General features: G+C 63.5%; 20 protein-coding genes and 2 pseudogenes. 3 read left to right on the forward strand and 19 right to left on the reverse strand.

The features are described 5' to 3' along the window. Positions 1 to 4 precede the first annotated feature (4 nt). From AOC05_RS13450 to AOC05_RS13475, 6 genes are all read right to left on the reverse strand, one after another. Positions 5 to 841, reverse strand: a complete 837-nt coding sequence (locus AOC05_RS13450) for a universal stress protein (protein WP_062007660.1) — start codon at positions 839 to 841, stop codon at positions 5 to 7. Positions 842 to 994: 153 nt separating this feature from the next. After that, positions 995 to 1,513 (reverse strand): hypothetical protein, encoded by a 519-nt coding sequence (locus AOC05_RS13455; protein ID WP_062007661.1) that lies wholly within the window; start codon positions 1,511 to 1,513, stop codon positions 995 to 997. Between the two features lie 585 nt (positions 1,514 to 2,098). Continuing rightward, positions 2,099 to 3,274 carry a Gfo/Idh/MocA family protein gene (locus AOC05_RS13460; RefSeq protein WP_062009787.1) on the reverse strand — a complete coding sequence of 392 codons (1,176 nt, stop codon included), beginning with the start codon at positions 3,272 to 3,274 and terminating at the stop codon, positions 2,099 to 2,101. A 91-nt stretch (positions 3,275 to 3,365) separates the two neighbouring features. Beyond that, entirely contained in the window at positions 3,366 to 4,223 is an 858-nt protein-coding gene (locus AOC05_RS13465; RefSeq protein WP_157374990.1) for a hypothetical protein, read from the reverse strand. A gap of 376 nt (positions 4,224 to 4,599) precedes the next feature. Next, positions 4,600 to 5,961 carry a 4-aminobutyrate--2-oxoglutarate transaminase gene (gabT, locus tag AOC05_RS13470; protein ID WP_062007663.1) on the reverse strand — a complete coding sequence of 454 codons (1,362 nt, stop codon included), beginning with the start codon at positions 5,959 to 5,961 and terminating at the stop codon, positions 4,600 to 4,602. Positions 5,962 to 6,033: 72 nt separating this feature from the next. Further along, on the reverse strand, positions 6,034 to 7,464 hold the full coding sequence (locus AOC05_RS13475) for a gamma-aminobutyraldehyde dehydrogenase (protein WP_062007664.1): 1,431 nt from the start codon (positions 7,462 to 7,464) through the stop codon (positions 6,034 to 6,036). Between the two features lie 141 nt (positions 7,465 to 7,605). Here AOC05_RS13475 and AOC05_RS13480 point away from each other — a divergent pair, with 141 nt between their 5' ends. Further along, positions 7,606 to 9,054 (forward strand): PucR family transcriptional regulator, encoded by a 1,449-nt coding sequence (locus AOC05_RS13480; protein WP_062007665.1) that lies wholly within the window; start codon positions 7,606 to 7,608, stop codon positions 9,052 to 9,054. A gap of 898 nt (positions 9,055 to 9,952) precedes the next feature. After that, positions 9,953 to 10,156, forward strand: a pseudogene (locus tag AOC05_RS20835) (FCD domain-containing protein); the annotation flags it as partial. Between the two features lie 116 nt (positions 10,157 to 10,272). On the opposite strand, the gene AOC05_RS13490 reads toward AOC05_RS20835, so the two are convergent. From AOC05_RS13490 to AOC05_RS13505, 4 genes are all read right to left on the reverse strand, one after another. Further along, positions 10,273 to 11,751 (reverse strand): FAD-dependent oxidoreductase, encoded by a 1,479-nt coding sequence (locus AOC05_RS13490; RefSeq protein WP_062007667.1) that lies wholly within the window; start codon positions 11,749 to 11,751, stop codon positions 10,273 to 10,275. Between the two features lie 33 nt (positions 11,752 to 11,784). Then, on the reverse strand, positions 11,785 to 13,035 hold the full coding sequence (gene cobA, locus AOC05_RS13495; protein WP_062007668.1) for a uroporphyrinogen-III C-methyltransferase: 1,251 nt from the start codon (positions 13,033 to 13,035) through the stop codon (positions 11,785 to 11,787). Positions 13,036 to 13,290: 255 nt separating this feature from the next. Next, positions 13,291 to 14,187, reverse strand: a complete 897-nt coding sequence (locus AOC05_RS13500) for an ABC transporter permease (RefSeq protein ID WP_062007669.1) — start codon at positions 14,185 to 14,187, stop codon at positions 13,291 to 13,293. Next, complete coding sequence (locus AOC05_RS13505) at positions 14,180 to 15,025, reverse strand: ABC transporter ATP-binding protein (protein WP_157374991.1); 846 nt, start codon at positions 15,023 to 15,025, stop codon at positions 14,180 to 14,182. Before AOC05_RS13505 ends, AOC05_RS13500 begins: the two co-directional genes overlap by 8 nt. Between AOC05_RS13505 and AOC05_RS13510 the strand changes: the two genes are divergently transcribed. After that, entirely contained in the window at positions 15,002 to 15,208 is a 207-nt protein-coding gene (locus AOC05_RS13510) for a hypothetical protein (RefSeq protein WP_062007670.1), read from the forward strand. The genes AOC05_RS13505 and AOC05_RS13510 overlap by 24 nt on opposite strands. Positions 15,209 to 15,306: 98 nt before the next feature. Here the strand turns inward: AOC05_RS13510 and AOC05_RS13515 are convergent, their stop codons facing one another. The 9 genes and pseudogenes from AOC05_RS13515 to AOC05_RS13545 form a co-directional block, all read right to left on the reverse strand. Beyond that, on the reverse strand, positions 15,307 to 16,494 hold the full coding sequence (locus AOC05_RS13515; protein WP_062007671.1) for an ABC transporter substrate-binding protein: 1,188 nt from the start codon (positions 16,492 to 16,494) through the stop codon (positions 15,307 to 15,309). Between the two features lie 124 nt (positions 16,495 to 16,618). Next, positions 16,619 to 17,632, reverse strand: coding sequence for a GTP pyrophosphokinase (locus tag AOC05_RS13520; protein ID WP_062007672.1), 1,014 nt, complete (start codon positions 17,630 to 17,632; stop codon positions 16,619 to 16,621). A gap of 175 nt (positions 17,633 to 17,807) precedes the next feature. Further along, entirely contained in the window at positions 17,808 to 18,389 is a 582-nt protein-coding gene (locus AOC05_RS13525) for a hypothetical protein (protein ID WP_062007673.1), read from the reverse strand. A gap of 471 nt (positions 18,390 to 18,860) precedes the next feature. Continuing rightward, the gene (locus AOC05_RS19830; RefSeq protein WP_062007674.1) at positions 18,861 to 19,175 is read right to left on the reverse strand and encodes a hypothetical protein; all 315 of its coding nucleotides are present in this window, start codon (positions 19,173 to 19,175) and stop codon (positions 18,861 to 18,863) included. Between the two features lie 174 nt (positions 19,176 to 19,349). Continuing rightward, entirely contained in the window at positions 19,350 to 21,479 is a 2,130-nt protein-coding gene (locus AOC05_RS13535) for a HelD family protein (protein WP_062007675.1), read from the reverse strand. Positions 21,480 to 21,549: 70 nt separating this feature from the next. Further along, a complete protein-coding gene (locus AOC05_RS20195) occupies positions 21,550 to 21,747 on the reverse strand; it encodes a hypothetical protein (protein ID WP_231687117.1) in 198 nt (65 codons plus the stop codon). A gap of 70 nt (positions 21,748 to 21,817) precedes the next feature. Continuing rightward, a pseudogene (locus tag AOC05_RS20840) lies at positions 21,818 to 21,979 on the reverse strand (urea transporter); the annotation flags it as partial. Beyond that, on the reverse strand, positions 21,961 to 22,380 hold the full coding sequence (locus AOC05_RS20845) for an urea transporter (RefSeq protein ID WP_420480367.1): 420 nt from the start codon (positions 22,378 to 22,380) through the stop codon (positions 21,961 to 21,963). The gene AOC05_RS20845 and the pseudogene AOC05_RS20840, both read right to left, overlap by 19 nt. A gap of 193 nt (positions 22,381 to 22,573) precedes the next feature. Beyond that, the gene (locus AOC05_RS13545) at positions 22,574 to 23,020 is read right to left on the reverse strand and encodes a VOC family protein (protein ID WP_062007677.1); all 447 of its coding nucleotides are present in this window, start codon (positions 23,018 to 23,020) and stop codon (positions 22,574 to 22,576) included. Positions 23,021 to 23,126: the final 106 nt, after the last annotated feature.

Here is a 23,126-nt window from a genome sequence, read left to right on the forward strand (position 1 = left end):
GCCGCTAGATGCCCTGCTCCTGGAAGTCCCGCGGGACCACCACCATGGGCACCGGCAGTGAACGCAGGATCTTGTTCGCCGTGGAGCCAAGGAATATCTTGGAGTTTTCGGCTAGCCTGCTGGAGCCGACAATGACGATTTCCCCGGATTTCCAGCCGATCCCGTCAATGGCCTGCTCAATGTTCTTCCCGTGCGCCAAGGTGACGGTCACCTTGTCCTTGGGTAGTTTTGCCGCGGCCTGCGCCAGAACAGTTCTCACATGCTGGCGGGCGGGGCTCAAGGCGTTGTCCAGGTCAAAGTCCCTCTGCTCCAGCTGGTCAATTTCCACCACTGAAACCAGCCGTAGCGGCACGTGACGGCGCACGGCGGCGGTTGTTCCGACGTCGAGCACCGCCTGCCAGCCCTCACGCATGCCCGTCATCACCGTCAGCCGGGACAGCGGATCCTTGCGATTGTAGCCGCGCGGGGCCAGCGCCACCGGAACGGGTGAGGCATGCAGCAGGCCGTTGGCCACCGACCCCACAGTGAAGCGTTTGAAGATCCCGTTGCTGGCGGCGCCCACCACGATCAGCGCGGCGTTATCCTCCTTGGCCACCTCAATCAACCCGTGCACATAGGATTCGTGGCTTCGGGTGGAGAACGTGGCGGTGACCTCGTCCGGGACAAGACTCAGGGCCGTGCCGGACAGGTCCGGGTCCGCGGCTTTGCTGCCGTCGCCCCTGCTGCCATGGACAACATTGACCAGGTGCAGCTCGGCGCCCTGTGTTTTTGCTATGACAACAGCCAAGGCAATGGCGTCAGCGCCACGCTCGTCCGGCCGGTATCCAACCACATATTTCATGTATGCAACCCTTCGATGGGCCTCGCTGCGCACGGGCAAATCGCCGCGCACGTCAAGACGTTCGTATCACTGACTGTACAGCCGCCGAACCCTTGCGGGAATAGACCAGGTATGCGCGCCTTGGTGCCTAATGGTCGACGGAGGTTGGTGGGCTTAGCGCCGCGCCGGAACCTGCGCCGTGGTGTACGAGATCCAAGGTGCTGTGGATGGCGGCCTAAGCCAAGACCCCCAGCCGGCCAGCAACAGTGGTGAGGCCACATATTGCATCAGTTCCGACCACGGCGGAACGTAGCCTTCCAATGACTCCAAGGCCCGGGTGCGCGCAGTTTCCACAGGAGGGAAAAGCGCCGCCGCGAAAAGTGCCAGTAACCCGGCGGCCACGGCACCGGCCCCAAACCAGGCCCCGCGCCGAACGGATGGCTTGCCCGTGGCCTGCGCCGGGCCAGGATGGTCCTCCTCTGCGGGGCCCTCCTGCCACAGGCGTGGCACCGCCACCAACACCGCCAACATGATCAGCGCCAACACCAGCAGCTGCGGCCCGCAGGCCATCACCACATGGGTCCAGGGTGTCCGCCGTGGTGAACCGTCATAGGCTGCACCTGCATAGTTAGCTTGTTCGGGGAACAACGCAACCGCGTACAGGGCAATCCAGCCTGCCAGGCCGACGAGCAAGGCGAAGACGCCAAATGCAGTCCTGCCTGCCGTCTCGGTGTGTGCCCGGAGCCGTGAAGCAAAAAAACGAGGCCGCCAGCAGGCCCAATCCAACTGACAGCAGCGCTGGCGTGGCCCGGTTCACCCTTTGGCCCCTCGGCTCTGGCACCACTCCGAGACTGTTTGCTGGGCGGGCAACCATGGACGGCTGAAGCCAGTATTGGGCCGTGAGCGCAAAAATCCCGGCCGCCAGCATAGCCAGAGCTGCGGCCAGTGGAACACACCAAATCCATAGCGGCCGCGGTGTGCCGGTTGCTTGTTCCGCCGGGACATCTGCTGGTTCCGGATCCTCAGTCCGCTGCGGGCCCGGGTGTCCGGGTTCAGGCGCCGGGTCCTCTCGACGGGCTGGTGCGCTGGCGCGGGGCAGCTCGTTGCCGCCCGGCTGAAATATTGCCGGGTAACGGTCGTCGAACTGTTCCCCCATACCATCCCCGTCTCTGGGCCGCAGCTACGTGAACCGTGCCTGCCCAGCATATCCGTGGTCTCGCCCGGGTCACAGGCCCCGGCGCTGGATTTTTGCGGACTGCCGGCCGTGGAACGGGCCGGCTATTTTGCGGCGTGGGCTGGTTGTCCGGCGTCGAAGTAGTCCACCAACGCGGCAGGGAGTTCGGGGATGTCCAGGGCCCCGCCGTTGCCGCGCAGCGAGGCTGCGGCCAGCACCCCGGCCGCCACAGAGGCACGGGCGGCGACCGGGGACGTCACGGTCGCCCCGCCGTCGCGGGCAAAACGCAGGAAGTCCGCGATCAGCAACGGGTCGGCACCACCATGGCCGCCGTCGCCGTCTCGGATCTCAATCTTCTGATCCGGTTCCGCGAACCCGCTCTGGGTGCGGGTGGTCCAGACATGGATGAAGTCCCCGGGGCCATCACCAAAGTTCTCAATCCGCCCCTTGGCCCCGATGACCTTGTAGTTGCGCCAGTAGTCCGGGGTGAAGTGGCACTGCTGATAGGAGGCCAGCGCCCCGTTGTCCAGGACCATCTGCATCATCGAGATGTCCTCAACATCAATGACCGGGTTCCGGCCAGTCTGCTCGGTGGGCGGCCAGTTATCCAGTGAGAACCAATCCCCCATGCGCCGGTCGCTGTTGTCCCGGCGGCTGGTGACATCCCCATACACGGCCAGGTCCCCGATCGCGGACACCCGCTTGGTGTACCCGCCGGCCAGCCAGTGGATTACGTCGATGTCGTGGGCACCCTTTTGCAGCAGCAGACTGGTGGTGTTGGCACGTTCGGCATGCCAGTCCTTAAAGTAGTAGCCACCGCCGTTGCCCACAAAGTGCCGGCACCACACAGCCTTGACCTCACCGATGGTGCCGGACTGGATCAGCTCGCGCACCTGCACCACCACCGGCATGTGGCGCATATTGTGGCCAACATACAAACGGGCACCGGTCTCGTAAGCGGTAGTCAAGATCGCATCGGCAGCCTCCAGCGTCACATCCAGTGGCTTCTCACAAAAGGTGGGGATGCCCGCCTTGAGCGTGCGCACAGCCACTTCGGCGTGCCGGTTGTCCGGTGTCAGCACCAACACCGCATCCAGTCCCGCAGCCAACAGCTCCTCAAGGTCATCCGTGACAACCGCCGTCGGAATCCTCTGTGCAGCATCCGCACGCCCCCGCTCGGACACATCACACACCACGACAACCTCAGAGCCTTGACCGGGCTTGTGCACGTGCTCCCACAGGGCGGCCCGCAGGCCGAAACCAATGAGACCAACACGCATGTCTGCTCCCTGATCCAAATCGCTCACAGCACTTCATTCTCTCTCGTCAATGTAACCGTGTGTGCGGTACCTGTGGACTGGTGGTGCACTCCTACACGGAAACTGGCCGGGGCGTGACCGCCAGACGGATGCAGGCCCAGCTCAGCACAATCATCCCGGCAAGCATGAGCGGTATCAGGAGTCCTTGGGCCAAGGCCGCCCAGGCCTGCTGGCTGTACGTTCCGCCGTCGGCCGTCTGGACAGTCTGCACGCCGGTGGACATCGGGAACATATAGGGGGCGAAGAGTACAAAGACCGACACGGCCATTACCACGACTCCAAACACCAGACCCCGGTCTGCCGATGGTCCCCTGTCCGTGCGAACGTTCTGGTGGGCGCCGTCTCCGGCCTCGGACCATTGGTGTCGCCAGCGACGGGGCACCACGAACAACACGGCCAGCATCAACAGTGCCAAGCACAGCAGCCAGACACCACATGACATGAGCACATAGGCCAGCGGGGCCGGCTGCGGCGCCCCAGTGTAGTCCGTGGTCCGCTGATAGCTGGCCTCAGGGAAGAACACCAAGGCAAAGTTCGTCACCCAACCAGCCACGCCGACAGCGAGCGCGAACAACCCGAAGGCGGTGCGCAGGATGGTTTCACGCGCTGCCCGACGCCGCGACGCCAAAAAGAGTATCCCGCCGATGATGCCCGCGCAGCCACCGAACAGGAATGGCGCAGCTTGGTAGACAAACAAGCCCCAAGGCTGCACGTTCAGGCCGTGGAATTTAGACGGATCAATCTTCAGCGAAGCAGGAACCCAATACTGTGCACCTAGACAGAACAGGCCAGCCGCGAGCAGAAATAGTGCGACTCCCACGGGGATGAGCCAGCGCCAGGCCGACCAGGGGGCGGGATTCGAGGTGACCGTGGACATCGCGGACACAGTAGGGGGTTCATCTGCGGACATGTCCGAATCCGGCGTTGTAGGCCGGTTGTCCGGCATGCCTTTCGGGAGGCGACTGACGGGTTCCAGCACGGGAGGCCGCCATGGCGGATCCTCCGCAGCAACCGCTCGCGGCTTCACCGAAGCAGGTGCTGGCGGCGCTGTGGACCTCTGGTGTTGCTCGCCGCCAGCTTGAAAAATGGCAGGATACCGCTCGTCAAACTCGCTGTTCTTCATCCCAGCCCCCAGTTTCCGTGGCACCCCGCGGCACACTATTCCCCCCAGCCTACCCAACGCCCCGCTGCTAGCGGCCAGGACGCAGAAACGGCCTTTCGAGGCTGAAATATCAACTTCAAAAGACCGTTTCCACCCCTGACTGCAGAAGGTGCAGTAGCGTCTGTCAGACGGTTGCCCGGATCGCGTCGCAGAGTACGTCCAAGCCGTCATTGAGCAGTTCGTCGCTGATGACCAGCGGCGGGAGCAGGCGGATGACGTTGCCATACGTGCCACACGTCAGGATGATGACCCCGGCCTGCAGACAGGCGGCCGCGATGGCCTTAGCGGCCTCCGCATTGACTTCCTTGGTGGTGTGGGCGGTACCGGTCTTAACCAGTTCAATGGCCATCATGGCGCCACGGCCGCGGATTTCGCCGATGATGCCGTTGGCGCCAAGTTCTTCAGCGAGCGCGGTGAAGCGGTCGGTGACGATCCTTTCAATGTTCGCTGCGCGGCCGTTGAGGTCGTGCTCTTTCATGGTCCTGATGGCTGCCAGGGCCGCGGCACAGGCCACCGGGTTGCCGCCGTAGGTGCCGCCGAGGCCGCCCGGGTGCACGGCGTCCATGAGGTCGGCGCGGCCGGTGATCGCCGAAAGCGGCAAGCCGCCGCCGATGCCCTTGGCCATGGTGATGATGTCCGGGACAAGGTTCTCGTGCTCCGAGGCGAACCAGGCGCCGGTGCGGCAGAAGCCTGACTGGACTTCGTCGGCGATGAAGACGACGCCGTTTTCCTTGGCCCAGGCTGCCAGGGTGGGCAGGAAGCCGTCGGCAGGTACGATGAAGCCGCCCTCGCCCTGGATGGGTTCGATCAGGATTGCGGCAACGGAGTCTGCACCGATCTGCTTCTCGATCATGGTGATGGCGCGGCGTGCAGCCTCCTCACCCTTGATGTCGGACTCTTCACGGTACGGGTAGCTCATGGGCACGCGGTAGATCTCCGGCGCAAACGGGCCGAAGTTCCTCTTGTACGGCATGGCCTTGGCGGTCAGGGCCATGGTCAGGTTGGTGCGGCCGTGGTAGGCGTGGTCGAAGGCGACAATGGCGTCGCGGCCGGTGGCCAGGCGGGCCACCTTCACAGCGTTTTCCACGGCCTCGGCACCGGAGTTGAACAGGACGGTGCGCTTCTCATGCATGCCGGGGGTCAGTGCGTTCAGTTCCTCGGCTACGGCAATGTAGCTTTCGTACGGGGTGACCATGAAACAGGTATGCGTGAAGTGACCAACCTGCTCGCGGACGGCGTCCACCACATTGGCGTCCGAGGCACCAACGCTGGTCACAGCGATGCCAGAGCCCAGGTCGACGAAGGAGTTGCCGTCAACGTCGGTGATGATGCCCCCGTCGGCGTCGGCAACGTAGACCGGAACGCTGGAGGCCACTCCGGCCGCAACCACTGCCTTGCGGCGGGCATCCAGGGCAGCGGACTTGGGGCCAGGGAACGCCCCGATGAGGTGCCGTTTTTGCTCAAGCCGGTAGTTAATTTCAGACATGGTTGTCCTTTCGAAATGGGATTGCAAGATAGGGTGGGCGGCGCACCCCACCGGGTGCCGCCGTCGTGCTTGTTACGCGTCCAGGTTGCTCATGACGTGCTTGATGCGGGTGTAGTCCTCGACGCCGTACATGGACAGATCCTTGCCATAGCCGGACTGCTTGAACCCGCCGTGCGGCATCTCGGCAGTGAGCATGATGTGGGTGTTGATCCAGACGGCGCCAAAATCCAGGTCGCGGGAGACGCGCATGGCCACGCCGTGGTTGGAGGTCCACACGCTGGAAGCCAGGGCAAAGTCGACGTCGTTGGCCATTTCCACGGCTTCTTCCTCGGTTTTGAACGTCTGGACCGTGATGACCGGACCAAAGGTTTCCTGCTGCACAATGTCATCGCTTTGCTTCACGCCGTCCACCACTGTCGCTTCGAAGAAGAAGCCCTTCTCGCCCGCGCGCTTGCCGCCTGTAACAACAGTTGCGTAGTCGGGGATGTTGGCGACAACCTCGCTGACCGCATTGAAGTGGTTGATGTTGTTCAACGGGCCAAAGTAGTTCAGGGAGTCGTCATCGTGGCCGGTCTCCAGGCCCTTCGTGGCGGTGGACAGGGCGGCGACGAACTCCTCGTGTGCTGATTCCTCGACCAGCACACGAGTGATGGCGGTGCAGTCCTGGCCGGCGTTGAAGAAGGAGAACTCGGCGATGGACTGTGCCGTCTTGCCCAGATCTGCGTCGGCGAAGACGACGGCGGGCGCCTTGCCTCCCAGTTCCAGGTGGGCGCGTTTGAGGCCCTTGGCAGCACCTGTGGCGACGGCGATGCCGGCCCTGACTGAACCGGTGATGGACACCATGGCGGGGGTTTTGTGGTCCACCATGGCGGCGCCAGTGCCACCGTTGCCCAACACGAAGTTCAGCACGCCGGCCGGGACGATGTCCTTGGCGATGTCGGCAAACACGAGGGTGCTTTCGGGCGTGGTGTCGCTGGGCTTCAGGACCACGGTGTTGCCGGCGGCCAGGGCCGGCCCAATCTTCCAGATCATCATCAGGAACGGATAGTTCCAGGGCGTGACCTGGGCAATGACACCGACGGGTTCGCGGCGCACGTAGGAGGTGAAGTTCTCCATGTACTCTCCGGCGGAACGGCCCTCAAGCAGGCGCGCCGCACCGGCAAAGAAGCGCAGCTGGTCGGCGCCGGCGGCCACTTCCTCGGAGGCGATCATGGCCTTGACCTGCCCGGTGTTGCGGTGCTGGGCTTGAACGATCTCATCGCTGCGGGCCTCAATCGCATCAGCTAGTTTCAACAGGACACTTTGACGCTGGCCGGGGGTGGCATGCTTCCAGGTCTTGAAGGCCGTGGCTGCGGCGCTCATGGCGGCATCCACATCGGCCTGGCTGGAGATCGGCGCCTTGGCCACGACGTCCCCGTTGGTGGGATTGACGATGTCTAAGGAATCAGTTCCGGTGGCCGGAACGAATTCACCGTTGATGAAATTCTGCAAGGTTTGGACCACAGTGTTCTTGCCTCTTTAGCTCGATGTGGATGGTGCGGCGTACTACCGCTTATGCAGATCCTAAGCCCCCAACTCACCCGCAGAGAATGGCCGTTTGCACCACTGGGCCCTTAACTTGTAGTGCGTTTGTATAGTTATGGCATGGCACTTTCCCTAGCTGACTTGATGGGCGTCCCCGCGTTGAACCTGAAGAACATGGGTTCCTCCCGGACTCCGCTAACCGTCCCCATCGATTGGGTGGCCGTAACGGAGCTGGAAAACCCACAAGCGTTCCTCAGCGGCGGCGAGCTGGTCCTAACCACAGGGGCCCGGCAGAGCACAGCCGACGCCCAGCGCTCCTTCGTCCGCCAGATCAGGCGGGCGGGCGCCGTCGGCATCGGCTTTGGCATTGGTTTTGAGCACGACGCCGTGCCGCCAGCACTGATTGCCGAGGCCAACCGCTGGGCCGTACCCATTGTCGAGGTGCCCTACAGCACGCCCTTCATCGCCATCGGAAAGCTCGTGGCGGACGCCCGGTCCGCGGACCACTATGCCAAGCTCGAACGGCTGCTGCGCGAACACCAGGTCCTGGCCCGCGCCCTCCTGGCCGGGGGCGGACTGCCCGCACTATTGCGCAAACTGGCCTCCATGGTGGGTTCCGAGCTGACCATCACCCAATACGGCGGGGAAGTGTTCTCCACTTCTTCCGGCGCCCACTCCCCCCCCGAGGACTGGCACGCCGTCGCACTCTCCACGGGAAAGCGCGACGCCAGCACTCTCTGGCTGCGCAAGCCATTCCACGACGACGGCATTGTCGACTATGCGCGCGGGCTGATCAGCATCGAGTTGAACAATCTCATCCAGCGCCGTCAGACGGCACGCCAGATGGCCGGAGCCGTCATCTCCGACATCGTGCGCGGGACCCTATCTGCTGTGGATGCCAGTGCCAGACTGGAGAGCCTGACCATCAACCCCGGCACCAAGAACATTGTTCTGCTGGTCAGCGCCGAGGAGGAGAAATTTGCCACGCTGGCGACCATGACGTTGCCCACCGAGCTGGAAACCGCCGTGGCCGCTGTCATGGCAACCGAGGGGCGCAATGAACTGCTGCTGGTGATCCCGGCTCAACTGGGCGATCCCGCCGTTCTTGGCCGTGCATTGAGCCGCCAGATGCACGACGTCGGCATCACGGCCGCTGTGGGCATTGGCGGGGCCTATTCGCAGGCGAACGGGTTGCGGTGGAGCTACTTCGAGGCACGGGAGGCGGCCACCCGCGGCCTGGATGTGAACGTTCCCGAGCGACTGAGCCTGACCTCCTTGCTGCTGGCCAGTGAGGATGTGCCCATGGCGGACATGGCGGCCGAGGCCCTGGGACCGCTACTGGCCTTCGACTCCGCCCACGGCGCCGAGCTGGTGGAAACGCTGGAGAGCTACCTGCGGCTGAACGGTTCGGTGGCGTCCGTGGCCGAAGCCCTCACGCTGCACAGGAACACCGTCCGCTACCGACTCACCCAAATAGCCGAGCTGACCGGCTATGACCCGGCGGTAACGTCCGATCGCGTCCAACTGTGGCTGGCCCTTGCCGTGCGCAGGCTGTCCCCGCCGGCCTGAACCTCCACCGCGCCGTGAGCTCTGGCGTCTTAGACGCGCGTAAGTCGCCAGAGCTCACGGTTCGCGGGTCGATTAGTCGCCTAACGTCTTAGGGCTTAAGTAGTGACATAAACTCTCGAAGACAGCCACGTACCCGGGCATACGGCCCCTCACCCCCGCCCGAAGACACCTCTTTTCGCAGCGTTCGGACTGCTCGCCGTCGTGCTCATCGGATTGAATCTGCGCGCGGGCATCTCCAGCGCCTCGGACCTGTACCACGACCTTCAGCAGGTGCTGGGCTACGGCGCCTTCACAGCGGCGCTGCTGACTGTGCCCAGCGTCGGCATGCTGCTGCTGGGCACCGTGGTGAGCATGCCCGGGCTGGCCAGCAGTCCTGCACCGGGCGTTCATGGTGGCCAGCGTCTCCTACCTGCTCGGTGCCGTGGCACTGCTGGTGCTCCCCGCCAGGGCTGCGGTGCTGCCGGCACTGCTGCTGGGCCTGGGTTTTGGCGTGTTCGCGCTGGTATTGGTGGTCATCAGCCGCAGCGGAAGCACGACGGCGGATGCCACCGCCATGTCCACGCTCACCCAACCGGTGGGTTACCTTCTGGGGACGCTGGGACCGTTCGGGATGGGACTGGCGCACAGCATCAGCGGCGGCTGGGCCCTGCCGTTACTGCTCCTTGTGGGCATGTCAGCCGTGCAGCTGGTGCTGGCCAGGCTGCTTACGGCAACATACCGGACCAAGGCCAACACCGTGACAGAAAGGAGCATGGCAGGACCCTCACGCCATCACCTAGGGAACCGCTGGCCCAGGAAGTCACTGGCACATGCGGGCATGCTGGAGGTCAGGCGCGGCGACGGCACCCAGGCGGCGCGCCTGGCCGCCCTACACGCACGAAGTGCGAACCTGGACCGGATGCGCGCCCGCGTTCAGGGTCGGCGTCGTGCAGCGGAGCAACAGGACGCACAGGCCTGGGTGGTCAACGACTGGGACTTCCATTTGACAGTGGTCCACGCCGCGGGGAACCCGTTGCTGGCTGAACTGTACGAGTCATTGTGCACCGTGTTCCGCAGCAACTTGCTACCCCAGGCCAGCGGCCAGGGACTGGGCCGCCATTCTAAAGGCTATGAGGGGCTGTTGGAGGCCAGCGACCCGGAGGCCGCTGCGGCCATAGTGGGCCAGAACCTGGACTATTGCCTGCGCTGCTTGCAAGGCTGGATCCGCCCGCAGAACGGTCAGTGGACCTCGGCGGTGCCGCGGGAAACGTTGACCATCTCTTTGCGGGAGACAACCTTCACCCGCTCGCGCACCACGGGTCCGGCCTCAGAAGCGCGCACGCCCAGGTCTTTCTCATGGCCGTCCAACTCGTTCCAGCCCTCCCATGAGGTGAATTCCACCCCGCGCCCGTCGAGGAGTTCCACGATGGCGTCAATGCTGGGAACGACGGCGGCGGGCAGTTCGGTGCGGTCGGCCAGAAGGTACGTGATGGTCTCCAAGGCGTCGCCCTTGGTACTGCCGATCAGGCCAACCGGTCCGCGCTTGATCCAGCCGGTCGCGTAGATGCCCGGCACGTGCTCGCCGTCGGCACCCAGCACGCGTCCGCCGTCGTTGGTAACAACGCCACGGCGGTGGTCAAACTCGACATCCGGCAGGGCCGATCCGAAGTAGCCCACGGAGCGGTAGACGGCCTGGACCGGGTACTCGATGAATTTGCCGGTGCCACGGGCGTTGCCAGTGCCATCCAGCTCATTGCGCTCGAACTTGATGCCGGAGACTTTGCCGCCCTCCCCCAGAATTTCCACCGGGTTGTGAAGGAAGTGCAAGTGGAGGCGGCGGGAGGCACCCGTGGCAGGGTCGGCGGCGTCGTCGTCCTGCTCCACGAGCCAGTTGCTCAGCGTGTTGACCATGGTCTTGACCTGGTTGTTGGACTTGACCGCGGCGTCGGAGGCCTCGTCAAAGTCGAAGTCCTCCTCGTACAGCACAATGTCCACGTCGCGGGAATGGCTAAGCTCGCGCAGTTCCAGGGGTGTGAACTTCACCTGGGCCGGGCCGCGGCGGCCAAAGATGTGCACGTCAGTGACCGGCGATTCCAACAGGCCGGCGTAGACGTTATCGGGGATTTCGGTGACGAGCAGGTCATCGGCATGCTTGGACAGCACGCGGGCCACGTCCAGGGCCACATTGCCGTTGCCGATCACGGCGATCTCCTTGGCGTTCAGCGGCCATTCGCGGGACACATCGGGGTGGCCGTCGTACCAGGAAACAAAGTCGGCGCCGCCGTAGGAGCCCTCCAACTCGACCCCGGGTATGTTCAGGTCCGCGTCCTTGATGGCGCCGGTGGCGAAGATGACGGCGTCGTAATGCTTCTGCAGGTCCGCCAGGGTTAGGTCCGTGCCGTAGTCGACATTGCCGAAGAAGCGGATGTCGCCGCGGTCCAGAACCTTGTGCAAGGCGTTGACGATGCCCTTGATGCGCGGGTGGTCGGGGGCCACGCCGTAGCGGATCAGGCCGTACGGGGCCGGGTACCGGTCGAAGAGGTCGATCGCCAGCACCAGTCCGTCGCGCACTTCCGGGCTCTTGGTGAGCATGTCCGCGGCGTAGACGCCTGCGGGGCCCGAACCGATGACGGCAACGCGCAGCGGGCGCTCCTGAGTTCCTCGGGCTGCGTCGCTTGCTGAAGTCACGGGGGTGTGTGAAGACACGGCTGTGCTCATTTCTATGTTTTCCAAAAGGACTTACGGACAAGTCTAAGAGAGAGTGCTGATAGTTTCCCGCGTGCCGTAATAGTCGGTGGCGATTTCAAGGGGCGCCAGCGGGCTTACACGCACCACATCCCCCACGACGACGACGGCCGGGTTGCGTACCTTGGCCGCCTGGGCCAGGGCAAGAATGGTGCCGAGGGTGCCGATGGTGACCCGCTGGTTTTTGGCAAAACCATTCTCGATGATGGCGACAGGGCAGTCCTGCCCGCGGCCGGCCGACGCCAGAATGGGCATGGACCGGTTGAGAGTGCCAACTCCCATGAGCAACACCACGGTATGGTCGCTGCCTTCCGGGACATTTTCAAGCTCCTCGTGGCCGCTGATCATGGTGAACGCCTTCGCCAGGCCGCGATGGGTGACGGGGATGCCCGCCGCCGCAGGGACGCTCACAGCGCTGGTGACGCCCGGGACAACCTCCACATCCACGCCGTTCTCGCGGCAGGCGATGGCTTCCTCCCCGCCACGGCCCAACACATAAGGGTCGCCGCCTTTCAAGCGCACCACCCGCTTTCCGGCCTTGGCCTCCCGGACCAGGATCGCGTTGATCTCGGATTGGGGAACGGGATGGTGGCCGGGGGTCTTGCCGACCTCGATGATCTCAACGCCCTGTCCTAATGTTTCCAGCAGGCCGCGCGGGCCCAGCCTGTCCGCCACGACGACGTCGGCCTCGGCCAGCAGCCGCCGTCCCCGTACCGTGATGAGGTCATCGGCGCCGGGCCCGCCGCCCACGAGCGCAACCGCGCCCACTGCGCTTTTGCGGTAGCGGCGCATCGGCAGCGCCCCGGTTTCCAACGCCACCACCACGGCGTTGCGGATGGCCGCGGCGCACAACGGGTCTCCCCCGGCGTTGACAGCGATCTTGACGTCTTCGACGGTACCTACAGCGGGCGTCCACGCAGCCGATTCGGCACTGGCTGAGTGGTTGACGCACCAGGTACGGTTGGCCTCCGCGTCGCCGGCCACACGGGCATCCACTGTGGGATTGTTGGTCGCTGTCGCCGCGAACCAGGCGTTGGCCATGTCCGTGCTTTCATAGTCCCGGGCAGCCCAGTAGATGAGGCCGGCATCCGCCAACTCCTGGGCGGGGACGCTGAGTCTGGGGGCCACCAGCGTGACCTGGGCTCCGGCGTCGAGCAGTGCCTTGGCCCGGCGGGCCGAAACCCTGCCGCCGCCGACCACGAGGACGGGGCGGCCGAGCAGCCGGAGCGAGGTTGGGTAAAGATCCACAATTGCCATGAAATGACCTTAGGTAGGGCCACTATTTGCGTCCAAGAAGTTCGTTACACCCGTTCACGCGGCGTCACGGGAGGAAATATTCAGGGACTTCGCAGAGTACTGAATTTGAAACAGCAGATAAAGGGGGTGCGCGCCCCCCTGCACCCCCTTTATCTGCTGTTTCAACTCGCCGGACAGCCGTTCGGCCACCGAGCAGGCAATTGAGTTCGCGGAGGGCGGCCAAGGGTCCAACCAGTCGCGGAGTGGAAGGACGAGTTAGCGCGTGCTGCCGGCCAGCAGGCCGCGCCCGCGTAGGAGCCGCTTTTCCACCGGAGCGAAGACCGCCAGTTCCACAAGGATGCCCACGAAGAGGATGATCAGGATCGCCGATATGACAATCCCCATGTCGGCTAGTTGGCGGCCCTGTTCCAGCAAAGAACCCAACCCGAAACCCAGAGAACCGCCCATGGCAATGATCTCCGCCGCCATCAGCGAACGCCACGAGAACGCCCAGCCCTGCTTCAGCCCACCCACGTAGCCGGGGAGCGCTGCCGGAAGCACCACGTGCACTGCCATCTCCCAGCGGGAGGCTCCCAATACGTGTCCCACACGGCGGTATTGCGGCGGGATCTGGTCCACCCCGGCGATCAACCCGTTGATGATGGAGGGGATGGCACCCATGAACATCACGAAGTACACCGTGGCGTCGGTGAGTCCAAACCAAATGATGGCTGCAGGCACCCAAGCCACCGACGGCAGCACCTGCAAGCCGGAGATCAGCGGCCCAAACGCCCGGCGCAAGAGCCGCACCTGGGACAGCAAAAGTCCGATGGGCGTGGCCACCACAATGCTGATGGCGAATCCGACCAGCCCGCGTTGCAGCGACGTCCACACGCCCTCCTGCGCTGTTCCGGCGGCCCACAGCGCGCCTAGGGAGCCAAGCACATCCAGCGGTCCGGGAACCAGGTCCCGGCGCCGCAGGCCCAGCGAGACGTAAAACTGCCAGGCAAGCAGAAGTACGGTGAACGCGGCCAGCGGCAGCAGAACCCGGGACCAGTCGAGCCCACGGCGCTCAACTGCCTCGGATTGCAACGAGTCCAGGCCCGCCTCCAGGGACCGCATTTCCTCGGCGCTGCCGCTCTTGATGAGCGGTGATGTTAATGTTTCAGGCATGTCGGCGGATCTCCTCGCGCAGTCGGGCCGTGATCTCCGCCGTCAGTTCCCCGGCAGCTCCGGCGTTGGTGCGGTGTTCCTCGGACACCTGCCACTGCGCCACAACGCGGCCAGGTTTTGAGGAGAGCAGCAGCACCCGCTGCCCCAGCCGCACGGCTTCGCGGACGTTGTGGGTGACAAAGATGATGGTCCGGTGCGTCTGCCGCCAGATCCGTTCCAACTCGTTGTGCAGCAGGTCCCGGGTGATGGCGTCGAGGGCGGCAAACGGTTCATCCATCAGCAGCAGTGGCCGGTCCTGGGCCAGCGATCTGGCCAGTGCCACCCGTTGGCGCATGCCCCCCGACAACTCGTGTGGGCGCTTGTCCGCGGAGTGTCCCAGATGCACCAGGTCCAACAGTTCGATGGCCTGCTCCCGGCGCTCGGCCTTGCCCACGCCGCGCAGTTTCAACGCCAATTCCACATTTCCCCGGGCAGTGCGCCACGGGAACAGCGCGGAGTCCTGGAACATGAACGCCGCACCCTCTTCGGGGACTTCAAGAGCGCCGGACGTAGGGTTGTCGAGCCCGGAAATTAAGTTGAGCAGGGTCGATTTCCCGCACCCAGACGCCCCCAGCAACGCCACAAGCTCGCCTTGGTACACGGTGGCATTGACGTCCTCCAGAACGGGTGGCCCGGAGCCGAAGCGCTTGCCCAAGCCCTCCAGCACGACGGCGGGGGCGCGGCCCGGGATGCCGGGTCCTGGTCCGGGTCCTGGGCCTGGGCCTGGGCCTGGGACTGGGCCTGGTGCGAGCGCATCGTCGGCGGAAGGACCCCCATGGTCGGCGAGTACTTCTGTCATGTCATCTCCAATCCTTGGTACGCGGGGCTGCCCACCACCGGCCAGACCAAAGGCGAGGCGGAGGCGTGCGCTGCGGTTGTTACGGCGTGGTTGTTGTTGGCTGAGGAAGAGACTACGGGCGCCCCTGAGGGCAGGGCTGTGCTGTGGTTGCAGAGGGCGCCTGCCGTCCCGGAGTGGTCATGACTAAAAGGTAGACATTGCCGGGTTGCCGGTTCAACGATCGGGACGCCCAGGGTCACGCAAGTTCACGCGGCGTCATAATGGGATTGGCGGTGTGGACGCTATTCGGTGCCCAGTCCTCCGGCGGAAACAGGCACCTTTCCGTTCTTCGCCAGGATTGTGTTCAGCTGGTGCAGATCGAAGATGCCCGAGAGCTTGGCCTGCGTGCCGACGCCCGCCTTGATCCCGTGCTCAAGAAGCGTCGGGAAGGTTGCTGCCAGCGGGTCCGCTGAAAAGGTGAGCTGTGAGAGGGAACGCTCAATCACCGCGGCCGGCAGCGCCTTGCCCGCCGATGCCGTCAGGGCCACATTGACCGCAGCGGCAGCACTATCCGCCCCGGAGCCGTTCTTGTGGCTGTTGAGCCACTCGATAGATTCGACGTGTCCGGCCAGCAGTGTGGCAACGGTTTGTGGGTGCTGCTCCAAATACGACTTGTTGACCACCAGGATGGTGGTGCTAAATTCGCCCTTGTCCCACAAATCCGCTTCATTGACGAGCACCTTGGCGCCGGCCTCGAGGACCAGACGGGAGGCCCACGGTTCGGGCAACCAGGCGCCGTCGAGCTTTCCGTCCTGGAAGAGCTTGAGGGTACCGGCGTTGTCGGTGGGGTTGATGGTGACGTCGCCGCCGCCGCTGGGCGTGGTGGTGAAGCCTTCACCGGCCAGCCAGGAGCGCAGTGCCACGTCCTGAGTGCCGCCCAGCTGCGGGGTGGCAAGGACCTTGCCCTTCAGCTGTGCCGGGGTGGTGACCTCCGGCTTGACCACCAGTTGCGCGCCGCCGCTAGTGGCCCCTGCGACGATGCGAATGGATTCCCCGCCGCTTTTGGCGAATGAGTTGATGGCGGGGTTCGGGCCCAGGTAGGCGGCGTCGATGGCCCCGGCGTTGAGCGCCTCGATGGCCGAGGGCCCGGCGTTGAACACCTGCGTTTTGAGGGTTGTGGCGCCCAGGTTCTTGGCCAGGATGCCCCTCTGAACCCCGATCAGGGCCGGGGCGTGAGTGACGTTGGCGAAGTACCCTAGCCGGAGTTCGGCGGCGGGACCAGCTGCGGCCTGCTCAGCTGTGGCGTTGTTGGTGCCAGCGCTTCCTGCGGCGATGGCGGCACCGGCACTGATCAAGGCAATCAAGGCGGCAAGGACCAGGATCTCCACTTTACGCAATTTGTGGCGGGTTTTTTGGCCGGCCACGATGCGGATGGTTTTCAACGTTTGACCGGCCGCGGTCTCTGGCGCAGTGGCGGGGATTCTCGTCATGGATCAAGGCTAGGGATGCTGCCGTTCACTCACAATGAAGCTGACGCGCGGCGTCACGGGCATTCATTCCACGTCACAAAGCGGCTCAGCAGCAGGGACAATTTCGCGAAATAATTCGAAACGCTCAGTCCCCGTTGCTGCGAAGCCGGCGCAACCGCGAGCGCAGCTTCCTTTCACGGTTGATGTCGCTGCCGACCTCCTTGGTGGCATCAACATAGGACTCCCCCAACGTTTCCAGCAGCAGGTCATCGGCCACCCGGACTTGGCCCGGCGAGAACCTGTATTCCATGATTCTGGCCACCCTGTCCGGATCCATTGTGTTGAACCATTTCTCCGCGGCGCTGATGGTGTCGATTCCGTTGACGGCAAGGATGCGGACCATCCAGTCGTACTGGTTTTCTTTGCTGGTGCGATATTGCGGGAAGACGCGGGCCAGCACGCTTTGGAGGGATCCGGCGTCGAGCGTCTGGGTTTCTTGGTCACCGTCATTGGCGCGTTTGACCTGCACCCGTTTCAAGATGTCGCTAATGTTCACAAATTGTTGGTCCGCCAGTTCAATGAGGGTGGAGGCCATGGTGAAGGCGCGGCTGATTTCGGCGTTGTCACCACTTGAGCCCTTGAAGCGGATGTCGTGTTCAAATTCCGCCCAGGCATGTTGGAGTACCGTGCGGATCTGCACCTCAAAACGCTGTCCGGTATAGTCTTTGCAACCGGTGGGCGGGTTGTGGGACGGAACTTCCAATGTCAGGTGGCGTCCTGCGTAGCCAATGCCGCCGTTCTTGCGCATCATGGCGGTTTTGTCTTCATCGTCGTGGCAGACGAACTGGCTGGAGAGCGCGATCGCGACGGCGTCAATGTCCGATTCCACGAAGAGGATGACCCGGACTCCGATCAAGTCATCGAGCTTTGTCAGGCCGCCAGGGTATTTTAGCGAGCCATCGTGGTCACGGCGGGCCATTTTCTCGGCCGCGGATTCAGCCGTCTTGACTCTGAACTGCACGTCGTGGTGGTTGAGCCCGTCGTCGTGAAGCCTGCCCACAATCGTGTTGCGAATGGCTTGAGCAGCGTCCTCTAACGCCTTTTTTTGTGCAGATCTTTCTGCAAATATCTGGTCCAAGTGATCGATTGCCTGCCCCATAATCGCAACTCATTTCTTCCACCACACCGTATCTGCAACTCTACGCACGCCCCGGGCCAAAGTCTCCCCAGCGACCATCACAATACGGCTAGCCGGTGCAGTTTATGTCCCCGCACCGCCCGGGGGCGACGTCGCGTCAGTATCCGTGAAAAGTCGCATCGATTCGAGACTGGGTTCAGGGGATCCAAAACCCGACTATGCAAAGTAGCCGCGTCTGGTCATCAGCACCAGCCGGCGGATCAATCGCCGGCGGGAACACCCCGAAGCTACGCCATTCTTCCGCGTTGGGCACGACGTGTTCATTCATGCCGGCAATAGTCTCGGCGGACAAATGAAACGGGATTGAAAGGTGCTTGGCAATAAGCCAAGCTTGAAAACCTCGATACATTGCCAGGTGCGCAAAACCCTCCCTTGCAGGGTAGTCACCGTATTGGAACCGGAAGATCGCCTCCAAATCGACGCCCCCTTGGACAGTGGCTGTCGCGGCATCGTTGAGTGTGTCATAAGCTGCGATCGGGTCGTCCCCCAGGAGATCGCGGTCGCGCAGCGCATCCCCGTCGGCAACCGAAGCCCCGCCAATCACTGCGGGAACCCAGGCCTCGTCGTAGGCGTGCGCTTTGAGGATGTCGAGGATGGTGGGGTTGGGAGTTTGCGACCACGCGGCAGGGACCGGCTTGTCGAAATCCTTCGGAGTGATGCGATCTATGACGCTTCGAAGTTCAGCGTCAGCGGCAAGGAATAGCTGATCGGTTTCCATGGGGGGAGCCTACTCTGCGGAAACGGCATTCGCCACGAAAATCTGGCTGCTCCTACGAGTGCCGACGGGAAGCCTGCTGCGCCGTTCAGAGCTGGCCCGGACAATCGAGCCCAAACTCATGGCTTGGCATGTTCGATCCTGCTGCTCGGGGTTGTTGTACTTGCTACTCCGCCGGCTAATTCCGAGCCGCATGGCTGATGGTGTGGTCTATGGCTCGCCCTTGCTCATGATTGCGGTTGCTTCCGGCGTTGCTGCCGTGGCCGGGACCTTGGGGTCATGCGATGAGCGGCACTACCCAAACAATGCCAAGAACTCCGCTGCCTTGAATGTATTTAGTTGCTTGCCGTTTGAGTTCGCAGAGCAGCCGACCAGTCGTCCCAGGCTGGGCGAAGCAATGTTGCTAGGGCCTCATAGCCACCAGCTCCGGGATGGGCGCCGTCGCGCTCGCGCACCTCCCGCCGCCAAACATCGTTACCCTGCAGTTGCTGAACGACACTGCAGCTCGGCACGCAGATGGGCGATCGAGGCACGTGCTGCAACCCGGGATTGGCCGGATTCATACTTGGTGTCATTGACACCGAAGGACAACACGACGCAGGCGTGGCTTTCGGGGGGGCAAACGGGGCGTGCATTCGGCATGGATGCGCCGAAGAAGGTCGGCGCTGGTGTCACGCGTCCGGCCCAGCTCAGGTGCGGCTCGTCGCCGACTCCGGCCACGAAGGAGTCGCCCACAAAACAGACACGCACGTCCGGGGCCGGCTGGTCCGCAATATCAACAGTATTCACCTGAGAGGCCCTATCCTCCCCGGGTCCTCCCCGGGCTTCTTTGTCGTCACGGATATTGACGGGGATGCCCGACACGTCCAGTGCCGAGCGTTTGCACAGGACTAAGATGCTTCTTGTTGTTGCAGTATTTTCGCATCTTATAGTTAGTCAGCACTCCGGTCAGCGCTTGAGCAACTACCTCACCAGCAGTTGCCCCAGCTCTTGGGTGCAACGGGTCAGCGCCACATAGAGTCCGTTCCAGCCTCTCGGCGCAGCGGCAATGCTGGGAGCGTCGATGAGCAACGTGGCATCCCATTCCAGCCCCTTGGCATCGCTCGCGGAGAGCACCGGGGTGCCGGGTAAGGCCTCGCGCAAAGCTGTCAAGCGTTCCATCGGAGCAATCACACCGACCATCCCGCCCTTCCACCGTGCTGATAGTTGTTCGACGGCGCGTGCGGCCTCAGCGGCCAGCTCACCTTCGGTGACGGAGAGTTCCCATGGCTCAATGCCGGCAGCGCGAACGGCGCGAGGAGGCTCGTTTTGACTGCCAGCGTTGCGAAGCACGGCTCCGGTGAGGGCCATGACTTCCATCGGCGTGCGGTAACAGATGCTCAGCTGCGCCTCGGTCCACCTGTCACCGAAGGCAGCGCTAACCGCTTCCTGCCAGGTGGTGTGCCGGTGCGGCGCCTCGGCCTGATCGATATCTCCAACCGCGGTGATCGATCGAGAAGGGCAGCGGCGCATGACCATTTGCCATTGCATCTCCGAAAGCTCTTGAGCTTCGTCAATGACGACGTGCCCGTAGACCCAGTCGCGTTGTGCGCTGGCACGATCGCTCATAAATTCGCCCTGCCCATTGTTGGGGATTGCATCGCCCAACAAATCAGCCAACGCGTCGTACAAGGGCAGATCGCTGCTCGCCCACGTCCGAGGTTCGCCAGCGATTAACCCTCGTTCGGCATCGGTAAGCTCCGGCACCCACTGCTCAAGCAGTGCCTCATCATCTAAGAGCCGGCGCAGTTCTCGTGTCGTATCGAGTGTGGGCCACCACCGCTGAAGCGTTGCGTTCACGCCGTCGTCGTCCGCGATCTTCTCACGGAGGAGTTCAATGTCTTCCTCGGTGAGCATCCCGTCGACGTCAGTGCCTGTTGCCCCGGAGCTCGCAGCGCGATTGTCGGTGTGGGTGAAGACGGCATCGAAGTCGCGCAGCAGGTCCTCAAGTCCGTCTTCAACCTGTGCCATCGTCGCCTCGCTGCGTGCCACTACGGCATCGGTGAGTTGGTCCTGGACCTGCTGGATGAACACTGCGCGCGCACCATGGTAGGAGCGCCCCGAGGTTGCCGAGGCGATGGTCCGGGCGGTCTGTGTTTCATCAATCGTGTACCGTTCCCCTTCCCACAGCAGTTCGACGCCGGCTGGTTGTGGGAGGCGCGATGCGCAATACCGGGCGAGCCCCTGTTGCCATAGCGCCCTGCCCTTGATCTCCGCGAGCTCACGCTGCTCCAGGCGCTCCACACCTACCCCAGGAACCAGGGTGTCGCAGGTCGCCGACACTATTGCGGTCTCCCCCAGTGCCGGCAGTACCTGGCCAATGTAGTCCAGAAAACGCGGTGACGGTCCAATCACCAAGACGCCCTGCGCAGCGAGCTTGGGGTAGGTGAAAAGTAGGTAGGCCACCCGGTGCAAGGCCACCACGGTTTTTCCAGTGCCCGGACCGCCCTGGACAACCAGCGGGCCGCGGGAGTCGGCACGAACCACATCGTCTTGCTCGCGTTGCAACGTTGCCGCTGCGGTGCTCATCTGACCGGTGCGCCGCTCACCAAGGGCGGCGAGGAGGGCCCCCTCGCCCACCAGTTCACTAGCCCTGGAACCATCCAGCGGCTCGTCCTCAAAGCTGATGACCGTCCGCCCTTGGGTTCGTATATGACGACGGCGGGCCTGCCCCTGGGGGTCCACCGGCGTCGCGGTGTAGAAGGCCCGTGCGGCCGGTGCACGCCAGTCGATGACGAGAGGATCGCCGTTGTCGCTGGGGCTGGGAATACCCACGCGCCCCAGATGGCGCACTGTCGCATCGAGTGCATCGATCCGGCCGAAGATCAAACCTTGCTCCGCGTGCTGGAGTTCCGCACGGCGGCGGACCAGCATGCGCATCCGCGCCTGCTCAACTGCGTCCTGCGCCGGCGTAGCAAGCTCGGCCTCAAGATGCTGGAGGATCCCGTCGCGGCGGGCGAAGGCCTCATCTAGGATGAGCTGTTCCTGCGCTGTGGCTCCTGTGTGCGCGGCGGAGTCTTCGGCAACAAGTGTGGTCACGTTATTTAGGGGCACTTACACTCTTTCACTACGTAGAACTGTCGTCGCTTACGAGGCAACACCACTCCCTATGAAAATATTCCAACTAGCGCAACGCTCCGGCGGGTACCTTCGGCGGTGCGTCATCTGAGCTGCCCGGACGGGACCGCTCCAGTCCCGGCACAAAGTGGACCACGCTCAGGAGCAGCCAAGTGACCGCCACAAAAGGCCAGGTGTAAAGGGCGGGCACACCCTGAAAGACCATCGACAGTCCGCCGGCCAGCAATGCCCCAATCGCGGCCAATGCCCACGGCTGCCAGGAACAACGCAGCCATCGCAATTGCCACCAACACGCTGGAGTACCCCAACATGCCGTGTCCCAACAGCAAGTGGTCCGCTCCGGTGGCCACAGCCAGCACACTTGAGAGGACACTGCCTGCTAAAGCGGCCAACCCCACTTTCCACTGTGCAAGAAATAGGACGGCCAGGATCAATCCACCGGCAATCAGGGAGTCAATCAGCACCACCTGGGACACATTGGCCAAAATGGAGCGCAAAAAAGGGCAACAGGCGATCCGTCCGGCGTGATGTAGGCCGGTGCCACGCGACGGTCAGCCGTGGCGAAGAACAAAATACCGGCCACAATGCAGAATGGGGCCGTGATGGAGGGTAATTTGAGGGGCCCGAGCAGGGCGGTTCGGAAGAGCCGTTGAACGCCCCACGTCACGGGCGCGCAGGCAGCGCCTGCCAGGATGGCGCACATCGCCGCGAACCATGTTCCGCCGATGGCAGCGAACGCCGCGGCTCCCACGAGTGCTCCACAAAAACCATGATCTCCGGCACGCACCATTGCTGCCGGTGCCCGCAGCAATAATCCGGTCACGGTAGAGGCGGCGCAGCCCAGCAGTGCCAGTAGAGCCATCTGCCAACTGGCCACGGCAAAAGCCGCCAGAATCAGCAGCCCGGGGAGGTTTTGAGCCTGAAAGAAGATCTGCGGAAACCACGCAGCAGCATACTGGCGGCTCCGCGCAGCAGCGGTTGCCGCGATGGCCGGGCGGCCGGTTGATTATGGTTCACATCGAGACTTTACTATCGGCGCGGGGCAGCCCCGGCCGCGGCGCGCAGGTGGGCTAGGCCCCGTTTTCTTGTTGCTGCGCCATGAACGCCTCAGGCCCCTGCTCGGCCGCCTTGGGATCCATCCACAGGATGCTGAACCAGTTGCCGTCCGGGTCCTCAAAGTCGCGCGAGTACATGAAGCCCATGTCTTGAGCTGGCCGCGGCTCCTTGCCGCCGGAGGCCAGCGCCTTCTCCAACATGGCGTCCACGTCCTCGCGGGTTTCGCAGCTCAGGGCTGTCTGTACCTGCTGCACCTGCGCGGGGTCGGCAATCGGTTTGTCCGTGAACGTGGCAAAGAAGTCGTGCGTGAGCACCATCAGGAAGATGCTCGCATCAATGACAATGCAGGCCGCCTTCTCGTCCGTAAAGTTGGGCTCGATCCGCCAGCCAAGGCCAGAGAAAAACGCTTTGGAGACATCAAGGTCTTTGGTGGGAAGGTTGATGAATAATTGGGTGGCCATGATATTTACCCCCTAAATCGGGTGTTGCCGTGTCAGTGGCTATACAGAACATTTAATGCTTGCCACCCATCGGGAGTGTGTCAATGGATCGGGATCAGAATTCGTC

The organism is Arthrobacter alpinus (assembly GCF_001294625.1).
GTDB classification, from domain to species: domain Bacteria; phylum Actinomycetota; class Actinomycetes; order Actinomycetales; family Micrococcaceae; genus Specibacter; species Specibacter alpinus_A.